The organism is Blautia acetica (genome assembly GCF_038739805.1).
Taxonomy (GTDB): domain Bacteria; phylum Bacillota; class Clostridia; order Lachnospirales; family Lachnospiraceae; genus Blautia.
This window is the reverse complement of sequence record NZ_JBBEWO010000014.1, coordinates 69125-90528: the sequence shown is the minus strand read 5'-3', so window position 1 is coordinate 90528 and position 21404 is coordinate 69125. Positions and strand designations below refer to the sequence as shown.

The 21404-nt window shown below is 45.0% G+C and carries 20 protein-coding genes; 9 read left to right on the top strand and 11 right to left on the bottom strand.

Features of this window, described 5'->3' with window-relative positions:
- Nucleotides 1-187 precede the first annotated feature (187 nt).
- The 3 genes from WBS51_RS10570 to WBS51_RS10560 all read right to left on the bottom strand — a co-directional run bounded on the left by WBS51_RS10570 (nucleotide 188) and on the right by WBS51_RS10560 (nucleotide 4580).
- On the bottom strand, nucleotides 188-637 hold the full coding sequence (locus tag WBS51_RS10570) for an Hsp20/alpha crystallin family protein (protein WP_173750339.1): 450 nt from the start codon (nucleotides 635-637) through the stop codon (nucleotides 188-190).
- A 244-nt stretch (nucleotides 638-881) separates the two neighbouring features.
- Nucleotides 882-2276, bottom strand: coding sequence for an MFS transporter (locus WBS51_RS10565; protein WP_294460393.1), 1395 nt, complete (start codon nucleotides 2274-2276; stop codon nucleotides 882-884).
- Nucleotides 2277-2312: 36 nt separating this feature from the next.
- Nucleotides 2313-4580 carry a glycoside hydrolase family 2 protein gene (locus WBS51_RS10560; protein ID WP_173750111.1) on the bottom strand — a complete coding sequence of 756 codons (2268 nt, stop codon included), beginning with the start codon at nucleotides 4578-4580 and terminating at the stop codon, nucleotides 2313-2315.
- Between the two features lie 151 nt (nucleotides 4581-4731).
- Between WBS51_RS10560 and WBS51_RS10555 the strand changes: the two genes are divergently transcribed.
- Nucleotides 4732-5961: an AraC family transcriptional regulator gene (locus WBS51_RS10555; RefSeq protein WP_294460389.1), complete on the top strand. Its 1230-nt coding sequence runs from the start codon at nucleotides 4732-4734 to the stop codon at nucleotides 5959-5961.
- 23 nt (nucleotides 5962-5984) lie between these two features.
- Here WBS51_RS10555 and aroD read toward each other — a convergent pair whose 3' ends face one another.
- Both aroD and WBS51_RS10545 read right to left on the bottom strand, forming a co-directional pair.
- Nucleotides 5985-6746, bottom strand: coding sequence for a type I 3-dehydroquinate dehydratase (gene aroD / locus WBS51_RS10550; RefSeq protein WP_173750109.1), 762 nt, complete (start codon nucleotides 6744-6746; stop codon nucleotides 5985-5987).
- A gap of 32 nt (nucleotides 6747-6778) precedes the next feature.
- Nucleotides 6779-7654 carry a shikimate dehydrogenase gene (locus WBS51_RS10545; protein WP_294460387.1) on the bottom strand — a complete coding sequence of 292 codons (876 nt, stop codon included), beginning with the start codon at nucleotides 7652-7654 and terminating at the stop codon, nucleotides 6779-6781.
- A 181-nt stretch (nucleotides 7655-7835) separates the two neighbouring features.
- Here WBS51_RS10545 and WBS51_RS10540 point away from each other — a divergent pair, with 181 nt between their 5' ends.
- A complete protein-coding gene (locus WBS51_RS10540) occupies nucleotides 7836-8720 on the top strand; it encodes a LysR family transcriptional regulator (RefSeq protein ID WP_294460384.1) in 885 nt (294 codons plus the stop codon).
- A 43-nt stretch (nucleotides 8721-8763) separates the two neighbouring features.
- Here WBS51_RS10540 and WBS51_RS10535 read toward each other — a convergent pair whose 3' ends face one another.
- Complete coding sequence (locus WBS51_RS10535; protein WP_173750107.1) at nucleotides 8764-9651, bottom strand: LysR family transcriptional regulator; 888 nt, start codon at nucleotides 9649-9651, stop codon at nucleotides 8764-8766.
- Nucleotides 9652-9821: 170 nt separating this feature from the next.
- Here WBS51_RS10535 and WBS51_RS10530 point away from each other — a divergent pair, with 170 nt between their 5' ends.
- Nucleotides 9822-11816 carry an oxidoreductase gene (locus WBS51_RS10530; RefSeq protein WP_173750106.1) on the top strand — a complete coding sequence of 665 codons (1995 nt, stop codon included), beginning with the start codon at nucleotides 9822-9824 and terminating at the stop codon, nucleotides 11814-11816.
- A gap of 58 nt (nucleotides 11817-11874) precedes the next feature.
- On the opposite strand, the gene WBS51_RS10525 is transcribed toward WBS51_RS10530, so the two are convergent.
- Entirely contained in the window at nucleotides 11875-12927 is a 1053-nt protein-coding gene (locus tag WBS51_RS10525) for a PTS transporter subunit IIC (RefSeq protein ID WP_294460380.1), read from the bottom strand.
- Between the two features lie 230 nt (nucleotides 12928-13157).
- The gene (locus WBS51_RS10520) at nucleotides 13158-13991 is read right to left on the bottom strand and encodes an Rpn family recombination-promoting nuclease/putative transposase (protein WP_294460377.1); all 834 of its coding nucleotides are present in this window, start codon (nucleotides 13989-13991) and stop codon (nucleotides 13158-13160) included.
- Between the two features lie 206 nt (nucleotides 13992-14197).
- Here WBS51_RS10520 and rfbA point away from each other — a divergent pair, with 206 nt between their 5' ends.
- From rfbA to rfbC, 4 genes are all read left to right on the top strand, one after another.
- Complete coding sequence (rfbA, locus tag WBS51_RS10515; protein ID WP_173750103.1) at nucleotides 14198-15094, top strand: glucose-1-phosphate thymidylyltransferase RfbA; 897 nt, start codon at nucleotides 14198-14200, stop codon at nucleotides 15092-15094.
- A gap of 79 nt (nucleotides 15095-15173) precedes the next feature.
- On the top strand, nucleotides 15174-16193 hold the full coding sequence (gene rfbB / locus WBS51_RS10510) for a dTDP-glucose 4,6-dehydratase (protein ID WP_342694080.1): 1020 nt from the start codon (nucleotides 15174-15176) through the stop codon (nucleotides 16191-16193).
- Nucleotides 16194-16209: 16 nt separating this feature from the next.
- Nucleotides 16210-17145: a dTDP-4-dehydrorhamnose reductase gene (rfbD, locus tag WBS51_RS10505; protein WP_173750101.1), complete on the top strand. Its 936-nt coding sequence runs from the start codon at nucleotides 16210-16212 to the stop codon at nucleotides 17143-17145.
- 29 nt (nucleotides 17146-17174) lie between these two features.
- Nucleotides 17175-17777: a dTDP-4-dehydrorhamnose 3,5-epimerase gene (gene rfbC, locus WBS51_RS10500; protein WP_173750100.1), complete on the top strand. Its 603-nt coding sequence runs from the start codon at nucleotides 17175-17177 to the stop codon at nucleotides 17775-17777.
- A 96-nt stretch (nucleotides 17778-17873) separates the two neighbouring features.
- On the opposite strand, the gene WBS51_RS10495 is transcribed toward rfbC, so the two are convergent.
- Both WBS51_RS10495 and WBS51_RS10490 read right to left on the bottom strand, forming a co-directional pair.
- A complete protein-coding gene (locus WBS51_RS10495; protein ID WP_226853732.1) occupies nucleotides 17874-18227 on the bottom strand; it encodes a hypothetical protein in 354 nt (117 codons plus the stop codon).
- Nucleotides 18228-18229: 2 nt separating this feature from the next.
- Nucleotides 18230-19576, bottom strand: a complete 1347-nt coding sequence (locus WBS51_RS10490; RefSeq protein ID WP_226853730.1) for an MATE family efflux transporter — start codon at nucleotides 19574-19576, stop codon at nucleotides 18230-18232.
- A gap of 174 nt (nucleotides 19577-19750) precedes the next feature.
- Here WBS51_RS10490 and WBS51_RS10485 point away from each other — a divergent pair, with 174 nt between their 5' ends.
- Nucleotides 19751-19954 (top strand): hypothetical protein, encoded by a 204-nt coding sequence (locus WBS51_RS10485; protein ID WP_173750099.1) that lies wholly within the window; start codon nucleotides 19751-19753, stop codon nucleotides 19952-19954.
- Nucleotides 19863-20936, top strand: coding sequence for a type IV pilus twitching motility protein PilT (locus tag WBS51_RS10480; protein WP_370779765.1), 1074 nt, complete (start codon nucleotides 19863-19865; stop codon nucleotides 20934-20936). Before WBS51_RS10485 ends, WBS51_RS10480 begins: the two co-directional genes overlap by 92 nt.
- A gap of 111 nt (nucleotides 20937-21047) precedes the next feature.
- Here WBS51_RS10480 and WBS51_RS10475 read toward each other — a convergent pair whose 3' ends face one another.
- Nucleotides 21048-21404: a PAS domain-containing protein gene (locus WBS51_RS10475; protein ID WP_173750097.1), complete on the bottom strand. Its 357-nt coding sequence runs from the start codon at nucleotides 21402-21404 to the stop codon at nucleotides 21048-21050.

Below are 21404 nucleotides of genomic sequence, written 5' to 3'. Positions count from 1 at the left end.
CTTTTATTTGTGGTTTTGCAGACCCACATTCATCATAGCACAGGAGTTCTTGCTTATATCTAAAGATTTCTCCCACCACCCGCATAGCAGGTGGTTTATTTCATTGCTGACACAAAAAAGCGGTTCCGCAGGTTTTACACCAGCGGAACCGCTCTCCTTATGTCAAATGTATGCAATTTTGTCGTTATTATCCTTCGATGGAAATGTATTTGTTGTCTTCCACCTGTTTTTTCACTTCTTTCGGAACAGTCAATCTCAGGATACCGTCTTCAAATTTCGCATGAATATCTTCCTGCTGTACCTGCTCGCCTACATAAAAGCTTCTGCTCATAGCGCCTGCATAACGTTCTCTGCGAATATAGTTTCCTTTTTCATCCTGTTTGTCCTTATCCAGGCCTTTTGCTGCGCTGATAGTCAGATAGCCGTTTTCCAGTTTGGCGGAAACTTCTTCTTTCTTAAATCCCGGCAGGTCGATATCCAGTTCATAGGTTCCTTCTGTCTCCCTGACATCCGTCTTCATCATGTTCTTTTCATGCTTGCCGTACAGCGGGTTCTTTCTTCCGAAAAACTCTCTCTCAAACGGAAAATCCATCCAATCATCAAATAAACTTTCTCCAAAAATACTAGGCATCATCATAAGTCATATCTCCTTTCCAATGACATACAAATTTATTTTAGCACTTTGGGAAATCCAAAGTGTCGATTTCGGAACTCTGAGACTCGGTACCTTTTTGCTTCCTCTTGGTATCTCCTCTCTTGTTCTATCTGTAATATAACACTTATAAATAGTGTTGTCAACAGTTTATTTTAAATTTTTTGAGAGTTCACTTTTTTTACATTTTTGCAAAAAAAGAGAGCGAACAAATCGCTCTCTAAATTTTTTATTTTTCACCACGACGGCGAGCCAGTTCTGCCACGTTTTCCTCTACGCGTTTCTTGTTCAGAGGATACAGGAAAAACAGAGCCAGAGCCACTGCTGTCAGACCGATAATCGGTACAATACAGGAAATCGTGAAGATTCCTTCTGTAACAGATGGGTCAAATGCTGTTGCACTTGTATATCCTACTAAGGAAAGCAGACTACCAATCATACCGGAAGAAAATGCCTGTCCCAGCTTTCTCGCAAAAGAGTAAACTGCATAAATAGTTCCATCTTCACGAATACCATTCTTTACTTCAGAATCGTCAATAACATCTGTAATCATAGCCCAGATAACTGTATTAAAGAATCCAAGTCCAATAAAGGACAGTACATAAAACAGTACATAAACCCATACATTATCCGGATGTACAATCAGACAAACTACATAGCAGGCTGCTCCGAAGATACAGGATACTGTAGACAATTCTTTCTTACCAAACTTTGCTGCCAGCTTACTTGCCAACGGAGCGCAGATAACCAGAATTGCTACACTACTCAGCAGAGATACAGCGGACTGTGCCTGCGTACTTCTGTAAACATTAGGGAATACATAAGCTGCCATTCCCTGCATGCCAAGCATAGCCAGAAGAAGCAAAATCGCTGCTGCAATAATTCCCAGAAGAGAACGGTTTGTAATCAGACTCTTTCCAAGAGCACCTAAATCCAGTTTCTGTTTATTCGCCTCAACTGGAACACGCTCGCGAACCAGGCTAAAGCAAAGAATATAGCAGATAAATGCACATACAGAGAACACACCTGCAATAATTGTCATACGGCTTCCGGAAAGAACTGGGTTGCCATCTACAGTTACATAAGCGATCAACGGTGTACCTGTACCAATTACAAGGCTGGCCAGAGTTGCACCTACAGAACGCCATGTAGATAAAGATGCTCTGTCTGTTGGGTCTGCAGAAACTGCAGAAGCCATAGAACCATAAGGAATATTAATGGATGTATAGAATACAGAACCCCATAACAGGTAAGTAACAATCATATACGCTACCTTAAATCCATAGGACATACCCTCAAGTCCTGACTGATACATCAGGAAACTGGCGATCGCCACGGGACCGCACATACGCTTAATCCACGGACGGAACTTACCGTCTTTTGTAGGTCTGGAACGGTCTACAATCTGTCCCATAGTAACATCTGTAAACGCATCTACAAAACGTGCTACCATCATGAGCATACCCACAACTCCTGCGGATAAGCCCATAATGTCTGTATAAAATTTCATCATAAACATTGAAGATAATATGAAGGTGAAGTCGTTACCAAAATCACCAAACATATAACCCAGTCTGTCCTTCATTCCGAATGCCGAAACGGACGAAGTATTTGTTCTTGCCATGCTTTTTTCTCCTTTTCCTGTTTTTAACTGCAAGTTTTAGTTCTTCTTAATCTGAATCAGTTTTGCATTTACACTTTCCACAAAACCTTCCGGAGCCAAATCCCCAGCCATTTCACCGAGTCTTTCCAGTGTCATGCCTTTCATCATATCCCACATGCCTTCACCTGGAGCAACCACCATATTCATAGTCAGTTTTACGGCTTTTGCTGCAATTTCAATAGCTTCCGGGCATTTTGCCAGTTCTTCCATTGTATCTTTAATGCTGTACATGCCTTCCGGGAATTCCATTGGGGCTTTTAAGTCCATGTCGCCCACTGTGCTGAACCAGTTCGCAACACCTTCTGCACGTTCATTTACTTCCGGCAGAACATAGATTTCCGGTTCTTTTTCTACTTTTTCCAGAGTCATGGTGTCTTTCAAGTCACCAGCCTGTGCAGTAAGGACGTTAAATCCGTCTTTTAATGCTACTGTGAAGACAAATACTTTCTCTGCTGTCAGCTCTTCCACTTTTTCACCGTTTAAGAACAGTGTTACAGAAGGCTGGTTGGAATATACACGGATTTCTGTTGTTTCGCCTGCGCGCTGTGCGTAGCGTTTTCCGCAAAGGTGAACCATAGGCTCTTTATTCCAGTATGCTTTGTAAATGTAGTAGCTGTCTTTCTTAATCTTTCTGTCCATGGTCACAAGACCTTTGTTGTTTCTTCCTGCTACACCGCCCTCATCACGAGCTGCACAGCCAAAGTCAAACATATTCCATACATGGCTTGACCAAATCCATGGACGCTCATCAAGTACCTTAGCCATGTGTTCATGGTACAGTGCCTGATATTCTTCACTGTAATCCTTGCATGCAGGATTCGGACCGTGGTATGTGATAATACCTTCACAGCCGTATTCAGAAACACCAAGACAGATGTTCGGATGAATCTTGTGGAAGTTGTCCAGCCACGGGCCGTTGTCTTCCATTTTTCCGCCGTACCATCCGAAGTAGTGGTTGTAGCTTTCTGTATCTGTAATGTAGTGCATTGGTCCTTCAATCGGTGTCATAGATACATGGGCAATGGTTGTCAGACGGCTTGGGTCAAGTTCTTTTGCCAGAGCGTTCAGTTCTTTATGATTTTCCACTAACTGTTCGGAAATACCACCGATGAGGATTTCGTTTGAAATTCCCCAGAAACAGATAGAAGGATGATTGTAGTTCTGGATAATCAGCTCTTTTAACTGGCTGATACAGTTTTGGTGAGCTTCCGGGTCTTTGTTCATCACACTGATAAACGGAATTTCAGCCCATACTACAAATCCCATTTCATCGCAGGCATCATAAAAATCCTGTGAATGCTGGTAGTGAGCCAGACGAATGGTGTTTGCACCCAGTTCTTTGATGATTTTTGCATCTTCAAAGTGGTCTTCTCTTGTCAGAGCATTTCCTTTATATAACTGGTCCTGATGACGGCTTACACCACGAAGCGGTGTTTCTGTTCCATTGATGATAAATCCCTTGTTCGGGTCACAGGAGAAGCTGCGGACACCTACGCGAGCAGAGATTTCATCGTAAGTTTCGTTTCTTCTTTCCAGTCTTGCTGTAACTGTGTAAAGGTAAGGTGTATCAATATCCCATTTCTTCACATCCGGAACGTATACCGTTACTGCTGTGCTGTCTGCCGGACGGCATGCGCTTGCAACTTCTTTTCCTTCCGCGTCACAGATAGAATATAATACAGTAAAGTTTTCATCTGCTTCTTTTACATAAGAAACAATGTCGAATGTTGCACCGCCGCAGTCACATGGCTTTGGTGTAACCTGAATTCCAGGGCCTCCGTAATATTCCAAATCAAAGTGTGCGTCCGGTACGCTGATAAGGTTTACACCTCTGTACAGACCGCCGTAGAAAGTAAAGTCTGCAGACTGTGGATATACACTTTCTTTTCTTTCATTGCTGCAGGCTACAACCAGAAGGTTTTCTCCTTCTTCTTTGCACACCTCTGTAATGTCTGCACGGAAAGTTGAATATCCGCCTTCATGATATACCACTTCTTTTCCGTTTACATAAACAGTCGCCTGCTGTCCCGCTGCCAGAAATTCCACAAATACTTTTCCGCCGCCCAATGGCTGTTTCGGAGTTGCAAATGTCTTTGCATACCAATATCTGCCTTTATCGTAACCGCCGTTTCCGTCATGTCCGTCAATGGCATTCCAGGTATGAGGAAGGCTTACTGTCTGCCAGTCTGTCGGCATAACTTCCGGAAGTCCGGCATCCTGCTGAATAAAAGCCCAGTCATTGTTTAAATTAATCACTCTACGCATAGCTTTCTCTCCTTTTCCTTGTGTTCTTTGGATATTTTCGTAGATTTATTTTAAGCCCTTTTGTATAATATTATATGTAATTTTATGCGAAAATAATAGTGATGATTTTTATGGTTTTTTGCACGATTTTCAGATTGTAAGAGGAATGCTTATGAAATATGACGAATTAGTTGATTTGACACAGAATATCTTACAGACAAACTACCTGTCCACATATCGCCTGAATCTGTCCGACGAAACTTTTGAGCATATTGACATGGGTCTGCGCAGCGATATTCTGAACTTAAAAGATACCTCCGATTCTTTTCGGGAGCTTTTTCAAAAGGCACAGCCCGGTAAGATTTATTTTAATACGGATATTTTCCGCTGCACCTTTGTTTATCTGCTTCTTCCGGATAAAGAAACGATTTTCTACTGCGGTCCTGTTTTGTTTGAAAAAATTCAAGGGGAACGTTTTAACGAAATTTTTGCCTCTGTCTCTCTTCCGGAAGAGCTGAGAGAACCTTTGCAGCACTACTATCAGCGCCTTCCCTTCCAAGCGTCTTACTCCATGTTTGAAAGTCTGTTTCTGGAACTTGGGAAAGCCATGTATAAAGAACAATGTGAAGTTATCTATTCCAATGCAGACTTTTTCGACCACTGGGACAATACCTACAAAAATTATATTCGCAGCGCTGAACATCCTTTTTCCAATATTGATGTCATTGAAGACCGCTACGAATCCGAAAATATACTGATGAGCGCAGTCTCCTCCGGACGGGAAAGCCGGGCTCTGGAATTAACTTCCCGCTTCGGAAGCCTTTACCTTCCCCAGCGCACCTCCAACAGCTTACGAGACGTGAAGGATTATACCATTACCATGAATACCCTTTTGCGCAAAGCTACGGAACATGCCGGTGTACACCCTGTCCACATTGATGCGTATTCCAACCATAATGTTTCCACACTGGAAAAACTCACCTCCGTGGAGCAGGTCTTCGAGCACCAGCGAAAAATCGTACTGGGCTACTGCCGGATTGTAAAGGAACACCAGCACAAGGTACACTCCCCTCTGCTGAAAAAGGTTTTGGCTTATATGGAAACCGACCTGAGCGCAGACCTGACACTGAAAACCCTGTCCGAGCACCTGGGCGTCAATGCCAGCTATCTGTCCACCCTTTTTTCCAAAGAAATAGGAATTTCTCTCACAGATTATGTGACAAATCTGAGGATTTCATATGCCAAAACCCTTCTGGCCAAGACAGATGTTCCGATTAAATCCATTGCGGAAAGGTGCGGTATTGCAGACATTCACTACTTTACCAGGCTGTTCAAGCGTACCTGCGGCATGACACCCAACGCCTACCGGAAATCCCCTGACCAGACCGTTTCTGACGAATAAGCTGCAAACTGCCGCTGTTCCGCTTACAGACTCTTATGCAGAAGCTCCAGTGCAGTTTTTAAGTCCTCCACTGCCATCTGACCGGGAGCAGAAGCTTTTCCTGCTGCTCCAAAGGTCAATGCAGATCCAAAGACTTCTCCGCACAGACGGCTTAACACTCCGGTTCCTGCCATAGACATGGTAATCACCGGGCGGTCTGCATACACGCTTGTCATCTCTTCCGTGGCTGCAAGAAGTGTCAATACATCCTTTTTATTCTGCGGCATAACTGCAATCTTCGGAATATCCGCTCCCAATTCCTGCATTTTGCACAGACGTTTTAACAGCTCTTCCTTGTCCGGCGTCTTATGGAAATCATGGTTTGAAACAATGACCTTGGCACCGCATTGGTGCGCTGTTTTTACAATCTGTCTGACCTCCTCATCTCCGGTAAAGAGCTCTGCATCCACCAAATCCACACTTCCGCTTTCTGCCATCTCCTGATTCAAACGGACATACGCTTCGGTTTCCATGGCTTTTTCCCCGCCCTCTTTTGATGTTCTAAATGTAAAAAGAAGGGGCAGGTCACCCAGCGTCTGCCTAAGTAATCCGGCTGTCTCCCTGGTCTTTTCCAAATGGAATACCTCCTCATACCAGTCTGCGCGCCATTCTGCCACATCTGCTCCGATTTCCCGGATACGGGCTCCGGCTGCAAGGATTTCTTCTCTTGTGACGCCCACAATGGGAACACAGATTTTCGGGATTCCCTCTCCGATTTTTACATTTCTGACTACTACTGGATTCATCTTATATCCTCCTCGTTTTCTGCTTGCTTCTCTTATTCATACTTAATATCCAAAATTTCCTTCATATACTCTATCGGCATAGGCTGTCCGGTCCACAGTTCAAAGGCCGCTGACCCCTGGAACAACATCATACCAAGACCATTCATCGTCTTACAGCCGGCTTCTTTTGCCATTTTAAGAAGAGCGGTTTCTCTTGGGAAGTATACAATATCTATGACAATTAAATCCGGACGGAAAAAGGATTTGTCCGGAATATAGGTCTGCCCCTCTAAGGGTTTCATTCCTACTCCCGTGGCATTGGTAAACAGATAACTGTCTTCCATCTCTTCTTTTAACTTATCCAAATCAGCCAGGTCATATAAAGCAGCTTTACATTCTGTATTTTCATTAATCTTCTTTACCGTTTCAACTGCATTGTCCCAGAATTTATCTCTTGCATTGAAAATAGATATCTCTTTTACTCCGTCCAGCGCTGCCTGTACCTGAATGGCTGTGGCTGCTCCTCCGGCGCCGACAATGGTCATTTTCTTTCCAATTACATCAATGTGATTATCCTTTAACGCCGCCATATATCCGATACCATCCGTAATATGTCCGGTCAACACTCCGTTGTCATTGACAATCGTGTTTACTGCTTTACACATTTCTGCTGCCGGAGAAGGCTTGTCCAGATACTTATGTACCACTGTCTTATTAGGCATGGACACATTTGAGCCTCTCATTTTCAATGCGCGAAGTCCCTTGACCGCATCCTCCAGAGAGTCGTTATCCACTTCAAATGCAATATATGCATAATCAAGTCCCAGATTGGCAAATGCTTCGTTGTGCATGGCCGGGGAACTGGAATGTCTGATAGGATATGCCATCAGTCCGATTAATTCTGTGTGACCTGTAATTCTTTCTGCCATGTTTATTTTCCTCCATTCATAACGGTATCTGTCTGTACCTTTTGACTTTGTTAATTACTAAACAACTTAGCTGCTCTTAATTATAATCCAGTCCGCCGGATAGTTCTAATACATCTTTTTACCTTTTTCGATACCTTTATGCTATTAATTGTGTTATAATGTCTGACAGGAGGAATTTGATATGACATTAAATCAGTTATTATATTTCCGGACAGTTGCCGCACATCAGCATTTCCGGCAGGCTGCCGCAGAACTTAATATTTCCCAGCCTTCCCTAAGCCGCTCTATTGCTTCCCTGGAAGAGGAGCTGAACATCATTCTTTTTGAACGGCAGGGACGCAATGTGCGGCTTACCAAATACGGGCGAATCTTTCTGGAACACGCAGAGCGGATTCTGCATGAGACGGAGACTGCCCTCTTTCGTATGCACCAGCTTGCCCAGGATGAGGGACACGTTGATATTGCATATGTCTTTCCCCTGGCGAACCGCTATATCCCTCATACTGTAAGGCGTTTTTTAAGCCAGGAACGCTATAAGAACATTACCTTCAGCTTCCATCAGCTCCACACACCCCAACTGATTGAAGGACTGAAAAAGGAGCTCTTTGACCTTGTGTTCTGTTCCTATATGGAAAACGAACCAAATATTAAGTTTATTCCTATTATCCACCAGAATATGACCGTCATCACGCCCAAGGGACATCCGCTGTGCGCCAAAGACGCGGTTTCCCTGTCTGAACTTAGCGCCTATCCGCTGATTGGGTATGACAAAAGCTCCGGTCTGGGAAAATATACGCGGCAGATATTTTCTTCCCACGGAATCACCCCGAATTTCATCTGCGAGTCCCCTGATGAAAACGCCATCTCTGCCCTTGTGGAGGAAGATTTCGGCATAGCCCTGGTGGCAGATACGGAGGCCATCCGCAAACGCAATATCCGGATTCTGCCGCTTCGTGACATACATCTGGTTCATACCGTTTATCTGGCCTATCTAAAAGACCATTATATGATTCCGGCGGTCCGGAATTTTCTCCAGTTTATCATAAAGGACGGGACACATCTGTAATTGGTGTCCCTGCCGGAGGTTTTCTGGTACAACGAATCTTAAACTAGTATTTTCCATATAAGGCTTTTACATATTCTGCGAATTTTTCTACAATGGGAGTCTGATAATTCTCCTTGGACAGCGCCATATAGATGTAACGCTGATACCGGGGCGAGCGCAGCTTCAGCACTTCCACATTCATATTTTTAAGAAGGGGAATATCCGGCATGACCGCAATACCGAAATTCTGTGCTACAAGCCCGGCCATTGCACCGTCTTCCTCTATTTCATAAGCAATCTGGGGTCTGATTTTCGCCATTTCAAAGAGCCTGTCCACCACCGGCCGAAGGCCGCTTCCCTGTGTAAAATAAATCTGCGGATAAAGGGCAGCCTCTTCCAAATCCACTTCCCCTCTTCCGGACAGAGGATGTTGTTTCGGTATGACTACAACCAGATTCTGTGTTCCTACTGGTGTAAAGCTGACTTCCGGTTCATTCTCCATCATGGAACAGAAGGCAATATCATACTTTTCATCCTTCAGCCCCTGGATAAGTTCTGACGTATTCCCCACGGTAAAATGAAACTCTGTTTCCAGTTCTTCATGACTTCGCAGAAAATCCCCCACCAGACGAGGCACAAATTCACTGCCCAGTGTATAGATATATGCCAAATCAATGACCCCTTTGGTCTGTCCCGCCATCCCCTTTGTCTTAGAGACTCCCAGTTCCAGTACATTCATGGATTCCTCCACATACCCCAGGAAAAATCTCCCATACTTTGTCAGTACCACATTTCTTCCCTGCTTGCGGAACAACTTTACACCCAGTTCTTCCTCCAGTCCGGCAATTGCATGACTCAGCGTTGGCTGAGAAATTCCAATCTCTTCTGCCGCTTTTGTGTAATGCTCCAAACGTGCCAGTGCCACAAAATAATTTAACTGATGCAGCTTCATACAACTCACTCCCTTCTCACCTTTTTATACAGAATACCATAACTAATAGTTAATTTCTATAGATATTAATAAAAATATGCATTTGTTTTATGGTTTATTTTTCCCTATAATACGGTCAGAACATAGATTGTTAATCAAATATCAAATCCAGAAAACAGGAGGAGTTCCTTATGAAAAGCATGTACAAACACATCTTTGAACCACTGACCATCCGCCGCATGACGATGAAAAACAGAATTATGATGACACCCATGGGTACAAACTACGGTGAACAAAGCGGCGAGATGAGCTTTCTTCATATTAATTATTACGAGCAGCGCGCCAGAGGCGGCACCGGTTTAATTATGGTAGAAAATGCAAACGTAGATTACCCGCTGGGTTCCAACGGAACCACCCAGCTCCGCATTGACCATGACAATTATCTTCCGCGTCTGTTCAAATTAACAGAAACTGTCCACAAACACGGCGCCTGTATCGGTATTCAGATTAACCATGCCGGGGCTTCGGCTCAGTCTGCCCGTACCCAGATGCAGCCGGTCTCTGCCTCTGACATTCCTTCCAAAGCCGGAGGTGAAATTCCGCGCCCGTTAGAGAAAGAAGAAATTCTTCAGATTGTAAAAAAATACGGACAAGCGGCAAAACGGGCTCAGGCTGCCGGATTTGATACTGTAGAAATTCACGCCGGACATTCCTACCTCATCAGCCAGTTTTTATCTCCGCTTACCAACCACCGGACAGACGAATTCGGCGGAAGCGCTGAAAATCGCGCCCGCTTTGCCCGTATGGTTCTGGAGGAAGTCCGCGCACAGGTTGGGCCGCATTTCCCCATCTTCGTGCGAATCAGCGCCGATGAATTTCTGGAAGGCGGCAACACTCTGGAGGATACTCTGGATTACCTTCAATATTTCCAGGAAGAAGCCGACGTTATCGACGTATCTGCGGGACTGAACAGTTCTATTCAGTATCAGATTGACGCCAACTATCTGCCGGACGGCTGGCGCTCTTACATGGCAAAAGCAGTAAAAGAACGCTACGGAAAACCTTGTGTAACTACGGGAAATATCCGAAATCCCCAGGTTGCGGAAGACATTCTTGCAAAAGGCGACGCGGACATCATCGGTATGGGACGGGGACTGATTGCAGACCCGGACTGGGTAAACAAAGTGGAATTCGGAGATGTCTGTGATATCCGCAAATGTATTTCCTGCAACATCGGGTGCGCCGGAAACCGAATCGGCATTAACCGTCCTATCCGCTGTACTGTAAATCCTGCCGTTCTCCACGGAGAAGTCTACAAAAAACAACGGGTTTCCAAGCCCTGCAATGTCGTTGTAATCGGAGGCGGAACTGCCGGCCTTGAGGCTGCCTGTACAGCCGCCGAAGTGGGATGTACAACCTTCCTCATTGAGAAAAAACCGTATCTTGGCGGATTGGCTGCAGAGATTTCCAAGATTCCGGACAAAAAACGTCTGGCAGATTTCCCCAATTACCTGATCCACCGTGCGCACAAATTAAAAAACCTGTTTGTGTTTACCCAGACTGAAGCTACCACCGAATTTATCAAAAACCTGAAGCCTAACATCCTTGTCAATGCTACAGGCTCTCTCCCGCTGCTTCCTCCCATTGCCGGGCTTCACGACACACTGGGCAAACCCGGAAGCCATGTGTACTCTATTTTTGATATGATTCAGCATGTAGACCAGTATCCGGAGGATATGACCGGAAAGAAAGTCTGCGTCATCGGCGGCGGTGCCGTAGGACTGGACGTGGTGGAGTTCTTTGCTCCGCGGGGCGCAGAAGTCTCTATCGTAGAAATGCTCCCTGCAATCGGAAACGGAATTGACCCCATATCCAAGGTCGGCACCTTTGCCCTGATGGATAAATACCATGTCCGCCAAATGCCTAACACCGCATTGAAAGAAGTCCGGGACGATTCTTTCCTGGTGGAAACCCCGGAAGGCAAAGAAACTTTAAACTTTGATTACGGATTTGTCTGCCTCGGAATGAAAGCCAACACACCGGTTCTGGCTGAGCTCCAGAACGCCTTTGGTGACGAAATTGAAGTTATCAACATTGGTGACAGTGTCCGGGCGAGACGTATCATTGAAGGTACAGACGAAGGACGCAACATCCTAAACACACTGGAAAAACACGGATATTTATAAAAACACAGAATATGGGTCTGGTACACCTTGCGTCGTGCACCAGACCCATACTTTATTTTTATAAATCCAGTTTCAAATCATTTTCTCCAATCCATCCTTTCTTTCTGAAAGGTATGGCAATGACACAGGTCAGCACTGCGGGCAGTACAAAGCAGATAAGAATCATGCCAATCCAGTCCATGGGGGTAATCGCTGCTTTGGCGCCGCTTGCCATATCCTGTACCCAGCCTGTATACACACCTATCTGTCCCACAAAGCCACAGGTTCCCATACCGGAAGCAACTGCCGCTCCGTTCATTTCCATATGAAACAGGCAGGTGGCCATCGGTCCGGTAATCGCTGAAGCCAAAGTCGGTGGAAGCCAGATTTTCGGATTTCTCACAATATTTCCCATCTGCAGCATGGAGGTTCCGATTCCCTGGGCAAAAAGACCACCCCACCGGTTTTCCTTAAAACTCATCACTGCAAAGCCCACCATCTGGGCACAGCAGCCTGCCACTGCCGCTCCACCGGCCAGACCGGTAAGAGAAAGAGCTGCACAGATTGCCGCGCTGCTGATAGGAAGTGTCAGTGCAATCCCTACTATGACGGAAACCAAAATACCCATAAAAAACGGCTGCAGTTCTGTTGCCCACATAATGGCATTTCCTACGCTGCTGGCTGCGTAGCCGATAGCGGGTGCCCACCAAAGAGACAACAGTACACCCACGGCAATAGATACAAAAGGTGTTACAATAATATCTATTTTTGTCTCCTTGGAAACCAGCTTGCCTGCTTCCGCCGCAAAAATAGTTACAATCAGAACTGCCAGCGGGCCTCCCGCACCGCCCAGCTCATTGGCCGCCATGCCTACGGCTGTCAGCGAAAACAGCACCAGGGGCGGACACTGCAATGCATAGCCTATGGAAATAGCCATAGCTGCACCTGTGGCTCCTTTGGCATAAGTTCCCACGGTTACCAGAATATCAATGCCCAACTGCTCCCCCAGGGTACTGATAATCGTCCCGATAAGCAGAGAGGCAAATAACCCCTGTGCCATGGCGCTTAAAGCGTCAATCCCATATCGCTTGGCAGAAAAAATGATGTTTTTTCTTCTCAAAAATTCTTTCATGAATGGATTCTCCTTCCTTCTGACGTCTTCTTTGTTTTACTGTCTTGTTTACTGTCTTGTCAGTCAGGTTCTATTATCCATATTTTTCCGGAGTTCGTCAAGTAGGAAAATCGTCTCTGTTTGGCGAGGTTTATGGTTATCAGAATTCCTCCGCTTTTCTTCCTTATCTTGAAATATTTGCCTGAAACGGCGTGAATTGCTTTTAGATGTGACTAAATCTACGGAAAAAATTACAGTTCCATTTTTTCCTGAAATTCCTCTACAGATTCAACTTTTGCTGCAAGTCTTGTCCAAAAGGCCAGCGTTTTCATATCGGTTTCTCCGAGAATTTTTTCTTTCAGATTTTCCGGTACTGTCCCGCATTCTTCCAGCATTTCCAACAAAATATCTGTTCTTCCTTCTCTTCGTTCATCTCTCAGCATCTCTTCTAAAACCATAAAACGCTCCTCCATTTCTCTGCTGGATTTTACCCGAGCGATAAATTCCTGAAGCTGTCGGATATAAGAATCATGAAAATCAGTCTGACTGTCTTTTAAATCTGCCTTGACAAATTTCAGAAAAGTAATCAGTTCTTTTGGAACCTCTTCGTCATTTTCCCCACAGGTACTTAAAAATACAATATGACGACAGTCTCCAAACTGTACTTTTTCTTTGCACTTCATTTCAAAGGTGTACCGGTACTGCTTTTCCCCAAATGGGTCAAAATCACAGATAAAAATAACATAACTGCTGGGAAGCATCTCGTATTCACTGCCCGCCAAAAGCATTTCCATGTCCATCTGACTTTGGTAATAACGGCTTCGTTTTCCCAGCGCTTTTTTCTTTGTCACCTGCATTTCTATATTATAGCAGGTCTGCGCTTCATCTTTTGCATATACATCTAACCGGACTCCCTTGTATTCAGGGTGGTAGACTATACTTTTTTCACGGCTTACCCGAACATAGTCAATTTTTATATCCAGCGCTCTTTCCAAAAGCCCCTTACAGTTATCTTCATTCATCATCACTGCACCAAACAGGAAATTATCTTTAATTGTAAGATTTTCCAATCGTTGTTTTTTCATAATAATCCTCCCTAAAAGCAGAGGAATTCCTTAATAAAAAGTATAACATATGAACTTTGAAAAACAACCCCTCTTTCCTCTGGATTTATGAAATTTTGATGAACAATACAAAAAACCCTTGCACATGACGTAACGTCACCCTATATAATAGAGTTATCATAAACTCAGAGACTAAACATGAATAAAAAACAAAGGAGATTTCAATTATGAAAGGTATTATCTTAGCCGGCGGTTCAGGAACCCGCCTTTACCCCCTGACTATGGTAACTTCCAAGCAGTTACTTCCTATTTATGACAAACCAATGATTTACTATCCGCTGTCTGTGCTGATGAATGCAGGAATCCGTGAAATCCTCATCATCTCCACCCCTCAGGATACCCCTCGTTTCCAGGAACTCTTAGGAGACGGCCATCAGTTCGGCGTACAGCTTTCCTATGCCGTACAGCCAAGCCCGGACGGACTGGCGCAGGCCTTTATCATCGGCGAAGAATTTATCGGAAACGATTCTGTTGCCATGGTACTGGGTGACAACATTTTTGCAGGACACGGTCTGAAAAAACGCTTAAAAGCAGCCGTGGAAAACGCAGAAACCGGCAGAGGCGCCACCGTATTCGGCTACTATGTAGACGACCCGGAACGCTTCGGTATCGTAGAATTCAACCAGGACGGCAAAGCCATTTCCATCGAAGAAAAACCGGAACATCCAAAGAGCAACTACTGTGTCACCGGACTTTACTTCTACGACAGCAAAGTTGTGGAATACGCGAAAAACTTAAAGCCAAGCAAACGAGGCGAACTGGAAATCACAGACTTAAACCGTATTTACCTGGAAGAAGGCTGCTTAAACGTGGAACTTCTGGGACAAGGCTTTACCTGGCTGGATACCGGAACCCACGAAAGCCTTGTGGAAGCTACCAACTTTGTTAAAACTATCGAAGACCACCAGCACCGCAAAATTGCCTGCCTGGAAGAAATCGCCTACTTAAACAACTGGATTACCAAAGACGATGTTCTGAAGGTTTACGAAGTGTTAAAGAAAAACCAGTACGGCCAGTATTTAAAAGACGTTCTGGACGGCAAATATCTGGACAGCCTGCACTAATTTCAGGGTCTGTCCCAAAAGAAAACATATTCTTTCCCCTTTGGGAATAAAATAAAAAGCAAATAAGGAGATTTTTACTATGACTATTATTGTTACCGGCGGCGCCGGATTTATCGGAAGCAACTTTATTTTCCACATGCTGGACAAGTACCCGGACTACAGAATCATCTGTCTGGACTGCCTGACTTATGCAGGTAACTTATCCACTCTTGCACCTGTTATGGACAACCCGAATTTCCGTTTTGTAAAAGAAAGTATCACAGACAGAGAAGCCGTTTACAAATTATTTGAAGAAGAACACCCTGATATGGTGGTAAACTTTGCTGCGGAAAGTCATGTAGACCGTTCCATTGAAAATCCGGAAGTCTTCCTGGATACCAACATCAAAGGAACTGCTGTGCTCATGGACGCCTGCCGCAAATACGGTATTCAGCGTTATCATCAGGTTTCCACTGACGAAGTATACGGCGATTTGCCCCTTGACCGCCCGGACTTATTCTTCACAGAAGAAACCCCTATCCATACCAGCAGCCCTTACAGCTCCTCCAAAGCAGGCGCTGACCTTCTGGTACTGGCTTACCACCGCACCTACGGCCTGCCTGTGACCATCAGCCGCTGCTCCAACAACTACGGCCCCTATCATTTCCCGGAAAAACTTATTCCGCTGATGATTGCCAACGCATTAAATGACAAACCCCTTCCTGTATACGGAAAAGGCGAAAATGTCCGCGACTGGCTGTATGTAGAAGACCACTGCAAAGCCATTGATCTGATTATCCACAAAGGACGCGTGGGCGAAGTTTACAACATCGGCGGTCACAATGAAATGAAAAACATTGACATTATAAAAATCATCTGCAAAGAACTGGGCAAACCGGAAAGTCTGATTACTTATGTCACAGACAGAAAAGGCCACGATATGCGTTATGCCATTGACCCGACTAAAATTCACAACGAACTGGGCTGGCTGCCGGAAACCAAGTTCGCAGACGGTATCAAGAAAACCATCCAGTGGTATCTGGACAACAAGGAATGGTGGGAAACTATCATCTCCGGCGAATATCAGAATTATTATGAAAAGATGTACGCAAACCGCTAAACAGGAGGTAGTGTAAATGAAAGTTTTAGTTACAGGTGTTGCTGGGCAGCTTGGACATGACGTAATGAACGAACTGGCAAAACGCGGCTATGAAGGTATCGGTTCCGATATCAAAGAAGTTTACAGCGGTATTTCAGACGGAACTGCCGTAGAAACCATGCCTTATGTACAGATGGATATTACAGACCGCGCCTGCGTGGAACGTGTGCTGAAAGAAACAGCGCCGGATGTGGTGGTACATTGTGCTGCCTGGACTGCCGTGGATTTGGCAGAAGAGGAAGACAAAAAACCTGTCGTTGAAGCCATCAATGCCACAGGTACAAAGTACATTGCCGACGTGTGCAAAGAGCTGAACTGCAAAATGGTTTACATCAGCACGGACTATGTCTTTGACGGACAGGGAACGGAACCCTGGCTGCCGGACTGCAAGGACTACAAACCTTTAAACGTATACGGAGAAACCAAACTGGCCGGAGAACTGGCTGTTTCCGAAACTCTGGAAAAATATTTCATTGTCCGTATTGCCTGGGTATTCGGCAAAAACGGCAAGAACTTCATCAAAACCATGCTGAATGTAGGAAAGACACATGAACTCCTCACAGTAGTAGACGACCAGATTGGTACGCCAACCTACACCTTTGACCTGGCTGTGCTGCTGGTAGATATGATTGAAACGGAAAAATACGGCTACTATCATGCAACCAACGAAGGCGGTTATATCAGCTGGGCAGATTTTGCCAAAGAAATCTTCCGCCAGGCTGCAGAAGCCGGGCATCCGGAATATGAAAAAGTAACCGTAAAACCTGTTACCACAGAAGAATACGGCATTTCCAAAGCAAAACGTCCTTTCAACAGCAGACTGGATAAGAGCAAGCTGGTGAAAAATGGCTTTACTCCTCTTCCAACCTGGCAGGACGCTGTAAAACGCTACTTAGCAGAGCTTGATTTTTAAAACAATACAAAGAAAAGGAGCGGAAACATATGGGACAGATTAAAGTAAGCAAATGCCCGATTGAAGGGCTTTATGTTATCGAACCGGCTGTACACGGAGATTCCAGAGGTTATTTCATGGAAACCTACAACCAGAAAGACATGGAAGAAGCCGGGCTGAACATGAAATTCGTGCAGGATAACCAGTCCTGCTCTACCAAAGGCGTGCTGCGCGGCCTGCACTTCCAGAAAGAATTTCCACAGGGAAAACTGGTTCGCGTTATCAAAGGAACTGTTTTTGACGTGGCTGTAGATTTGCGAAGCGGCAGTAAAACTTACGGAAAATGGTTCGGTATCGAATTATCCGAAGAAAACAAGAAACAGTTCTACATCTCCGAAGGTTTTGCTCACGGCTTCCTGGTACTCAGCGATGTAGCAGAATTCTGCTACAAAGTGACCGATTTCTATCACCCGGGAGACGAGGGCGGTCTGGCTTGGAATGACCCGGAAATCGGCATTGTCTGGCCACAGTTAAAAGGGGAATATCAGGGCAATGCATCTGCAGAAGGTTACACTCTGGAAGACGGCACAGCGCTGAACTTAAGCGACAAAGACCAGAAATGGGCGCCGCTGAAAGATACTTTTAAATTTTAATTTCATATAGAAACTCATAGAGAAATTTTGAGTAAAAAGTACCGCACGGACACTCTGAGAATATAAATATTTTCACAGTTGTCCATGCGGTACTTTTCACTTCCAGATAATTCCCAGTTTCTCAAAGACCGGATAAAGATAACTTGCCCCAAAGCAATTCAGCTTCTTCGGCCCCTTTACCGTGCCCTCTGTCTTCTGCAATTCCAATGCTTTTTCAAAAGCCAGGCTGATGCTTGCTCTGGTAATGGATTTATCCTTTCTATTGACAAACATTTCATTTCCCCTGATTTCATATACAAATTCCAGGTTTTTTACGGTATAAAAGGGACAGCCCTGGAAAACTGTCAACGTCTTCCAAAGCAGTTCTTCCAAATGCTCTTTGTCCTCCTGCCGCTCCACAGCAGTCTGTAATTCTTTGAGCAGACACTTCTGTTCCTCTTCTAACTGCACGCTTACACCTCCACTTGTCCGCTCTTTTCTGCTTTCCTCATCACCCATATATAATAAGGAATCAGAGGAATCAACGCTGCTATCCACGCTGCCGGGTCAGACATGCAGACCTGGGCAAATCCCGCGTTTGCCGCCGCAACAAATACAATAGCAGCTCTGGCCACCAATTCAAACACACCGCCCATCATAGGCACAAAACCATATCCCATACCCTGCAGCGCATTTCTGTAAAGGAAAATACTTCCCAGGAAAGGATACGCCCAGGAAACAATGTTAAAATAAATTTCTGCCGCATGAAGCACTTCCGTCTCAGCCGGGTCAATAAACAGGAATATCATATACTTTCCAAAGAAATGAATCACTGCCATCAATACCACACTGCACACCAGTATCATCATCTGTGTGAGACGCACTCCCTGTTTGACGCGGTCCATTTTCCCCGCGCCCCGGTTCTGCCCCACATAAGTGGCAATAGTAGCGCCGAAAGCCACAAACACCGTACAGATAATATTCTGAATTTTTCCTGCTGCCGAAAATCCCGCCATATACACAGCGCCATACACATTAATTGCCCCCTGTACAATAATCGTTCCAATGGCTGTAATGGAAAACTGCAGTCCCATGGGAATCCCCAGTCCCAAAAGTTTTTTGACGGTATTTACAGAAAATCGAAAATCCTCCTTTTTCAGCCTCAATACCGGAAATTTCTTGATTATGTAAACTAAACACAGCAGTGCAGAAATTCCCTGTGCAATTACCGTGGCATAGGCACATCCCTCTACACCCATATGAAAAATCACAATAAAAGCAATATCCAGAACCACATTAATAACAGCGGAAACAATCAAAAAATACAGCGGCGATTTGCTGTCTCCCAAGGCCCGCAGCACAGCTGCAAGAGCATTGTAAGCACAAGTCACCACAAGACCCGCATAAATAATAACCATATAACTGCTGATATCATCCAGCAAATTTTCCGGGGCATTCATTAAGCGTAAAATAGGTTCATTGGCCGCCAGAAGTCCTACGGTCATCACCACTACAAAAGCCACACAGATATAAATGGACATGGCAATAAAATGCCTCATTCTATCTGTCTTTCTGGCCCCGAACCATTGCGCTACCCACACAGAAAAACCGCTTGTCAGTCCATTTAGCCACCCGGTCACCAGAAAAATCAAAGAGCCGGTGCTCCCAATAGCCGCCAGAGCATCTACCCCCAGAAACTGCCCTGCAATAATAGAATCCGCAATATTATAAAACTGCTGAAAAATGTTCCCCAGACACATGGGAATCATAAACTGGATAATCAGCTTTATGGGACTTCCCTTTGTCATATCGTTTGTCATGTTTCTTCTCCTTTTCGCTCCTTTATAATTCTAGAGGAAGTATAGTACAAACTTTTTGTTTTTGCAATGTTATATTACCACAAAGTCAAGCAATTTTTCAGTTGGAAAAACCGCCTTTCGGGTGCTATACTTATCCTATACGACAAATGAATTTATTTTTTCAAGGAATATCTTATGTACCTGAAATATCCTTTTCCGGCTTTTCGGGGAAAACTCCGGCTCATCTTTGCCCTGCTTGTGCTGCCCCTTCTTCTGACTACGGGCTGCAGCGGCAGTGATACCGGAAATACTGCCTCTGACAAAGCCCAGAAAGACCAAGACAGCCCACAGACCCTCCGGGACAACATGCCGGAGGTACTGGTGCCCCATGTCTTATAAAAAAGGCGGAAAAATCATACAGCTAAATGAGGAACGAATGATGCCTGAGCAGTGCGAGAGCCTTATCCGGGAAATTTATGAACTGGCAGACCACAGAGATATCGGAAAGTTCCTGCAAACCGGTGATGATGATTTCTCTTTTACAGTAAAAGGCCTGTCCCGCTACCGGGTCAGTACTTACATGCAGAGAGGTTCTCTGGCTGCAGTCATCCGTATGATTACCTTCAGCCTGCCAGACCCTTCTGTGCTTGGAATTCCGGAGCAGATTATTGACCTGGGAAATCTGAAAAAAGGACTGGTACTGGTTACAGGCCCTGCCGGAAGCGGCAAATCTACGACCCTGGCCTGCATCATCAATGCCATTAATGAAAACCAGGAGAAACACATCATCACTCTGGAAGATCCCCTGGAATTCCTTCACAAGCACAAAAAAAGCATTGTGAGCCAGCGTGAAATCAGTTCCGATACGGAAAGCTATGTAGTGGCTCTGCGTTCTTCCCTCCGTCAGAGTCCGGACGTCATTCTCTTAGGTGAAATGCGGGATTTTGAAACTATGTCTATTGCCATGACGGCTGCGGAAACCGGACATCTGGTCTTATCTACCCTGCACACCCTGGGGGCAGCCAACACGATTGACCGAATCATTGATGTTTTCCCTCCCAACCAGCAGAGGCAGATAGCCATACAGCTTTCTTCCGTTCTCCAGGCCGTGGTATCCCAGCAGCTTATTCCTTCTGCAGACGAATCAGGCATGCATGCGGCCTTTGAATTGATGACCGCCACCCCTGCCATCCGCAATATGATAAGAGAAAACAAAATTCCTCAGATTGACGGACTTGTATACTCCTCCTCTTCGGACACTATGTTTTCCATGGACAGCAGTATCCAGACCCTTTGCCGAACGGGACAGATTACCAAAGAGGAAGCTCTGGCCCATGCGGTCAATTCAGAAATGCTAAAGAGAAAACTTCTCTATAACTAAACAGAGACCGTTGCATGAAATGCAACGGTCTGCTGACCTGCCTGTAAAAACACTTCCCGGAATTTAGTTCCCGTTTGTGTGAAGATAAACGGAGTGGTCTTTCTCATGATACTAAAACGAATCTACAGGAGTTCTCTCCGGCAAAAATTGGGGTTCTTCCACCTCACTGATAATCCGGTGATGCCCTTCCAGACAAATCATACCGTCATTATCCTCTACTTTTGCGCCCAGACAGCTGACCATGACCTCGCCCTTCTGCGGATGTTTCCAGGCATATTCCAGCTGCGCCACCTTTCCCGTTTCAATCACACGCTTCACAGAACTATTCACATACTGATAATATCCCTGATGAATCCTTCCATACCAGTGCTGATAACACTCCTCCGGCGTGGGAATCCCTTCTACTCCCATAATTTCCAACATCACCCTGTCTGCATACATTTCATACTGATTTTTTTCCGGATTCAT

Excerpts from the sequence above, each read along its gene's own strand:
- aroD (WP_173750109.1), bottom strand. The coding sequence starts at position 6,746 with ATGAATCCAGTAGTAGTCAGAAATGTAAAAATCGGAGAGGGAATCCCG.
- WBS51_RS10565 (WP_294460393.1), bottom strand. The coding sequence starts at position 2,276 with ATGGCAAGAACAAATACTTCGTCCGTTTCGGCATTCGGAATGAAGGAC.
- WBS51_RS10545 (WP_294460387.1), bottom strand. The coding sequence starts at position 7,654 with ATGGCAGAAAGAATTACAGGTCACACAGAATTAATCGGACTGATGGCA.
- WBS51_RS10555 (WP_294460389.1), top strand. The coding sequence starts at position 4,732 with ATGAAATATGACGAATTAGTTGATTTGACACAGAATATCTTACAGACA.
- WBS51_RS10570 (WP_173750339.1), bottom strand. The coding sequence starts at position 637 with ATGATGATGCCTAGTATTTTTGGAGAAAGTTTATTTGATGATTGGATG.
- WBS51_RS10540 (WP_294460384.1), top strand. The coding sequence starts at position 7,836 with ATGACATTAAATCAGTTATTATATTTCCGGACAGTTGCCGCACATCAG.
- WBS51_RS10525 (WP_294460380.1), bottom strand. The coding sequence starts at position 12,927 with ATGAAAGAATTTTTGAGAAGAAAAAACATCATTTTTTCTGCCAAGCGA.
- rfbD (WP_173750101.1), top strand. The coding sequence starts at position 16,210 with ATGAAAGTTTTAGTTACAGGTGTTGCTGGGCAGCTTGGACATGACGTA.
- rfbA (WP_173750103.1), top strand. The coding sequence starts at position 14,198 with ATGAAAGGTATTATCTTAGCCGGCGGTTCAGGAACCCGCCTTTACCCC.
- WBS51_RS10490 (WP_226853730.1), bottom strand. The coding sequence starts at position 19,576 with ATGACAAACGATATGACAAAGGGAAGTCCCATAAAGCTGATTATCCAG.
- WBS51_RS10475 (WP_173750097.1), bottom strand. The coding sequence starts at position 21,404 with ATGAATCCGGAAAAAAATCAGTATGAAATGTATGCAGACAGGGTGATG.
- WBS51_RS10535 (WP_173750107.1), bottom strand. The coding sequence starts at position 9,651 with ATGAAGCTGCATCAGTTAAATTATTTTGTGGCACTGGCACGTTTGGAG.
- WBS51_RS10560 (WP_173750111.1), bottom strand. The coding sequence starts at position 4,580 with ATGCGTAGAGTGATTAATTTAAACAATGACTGGGCTTTTATTCAGCAG.
- rfbB (WP_342694080.1), top strand. The coding sequence starts at position 15,174 with ATGACTATTATTGTTACCGGCGGCGCCGGATTTATCGGAAGCAACTTT.
- WBS51_RS10530 (WP_173750106.1), top strand. The coding sequence starts at position 9,822 with ATGAAAAGCATGTACAAACACATCTTTGAACCACTGACCATCCGCCGC.
- WBS51_RS10520 (WP_294460377.1), bottom strand. The coding sequence starts at position 13,991 with ATGAAAAAACAACGATTGGAAAATCTTACAATTAAAGATAATTTCCTG.
- WBS51_RS10485 (WP_173750099.1), top strand. The coding sequence starts at position 19,751 with ATGTACCTGAAATATCCTTTTCCGGCTTTTCGGGGAAAACTCCGGCTC.
- rfbC (WP_173750100.1), top strand. The coding sequence starts at position 17,175 with ATGGGACAGATTAAAGTAAGCAAATGCCCGATTGAAGGGCTTTATGTT.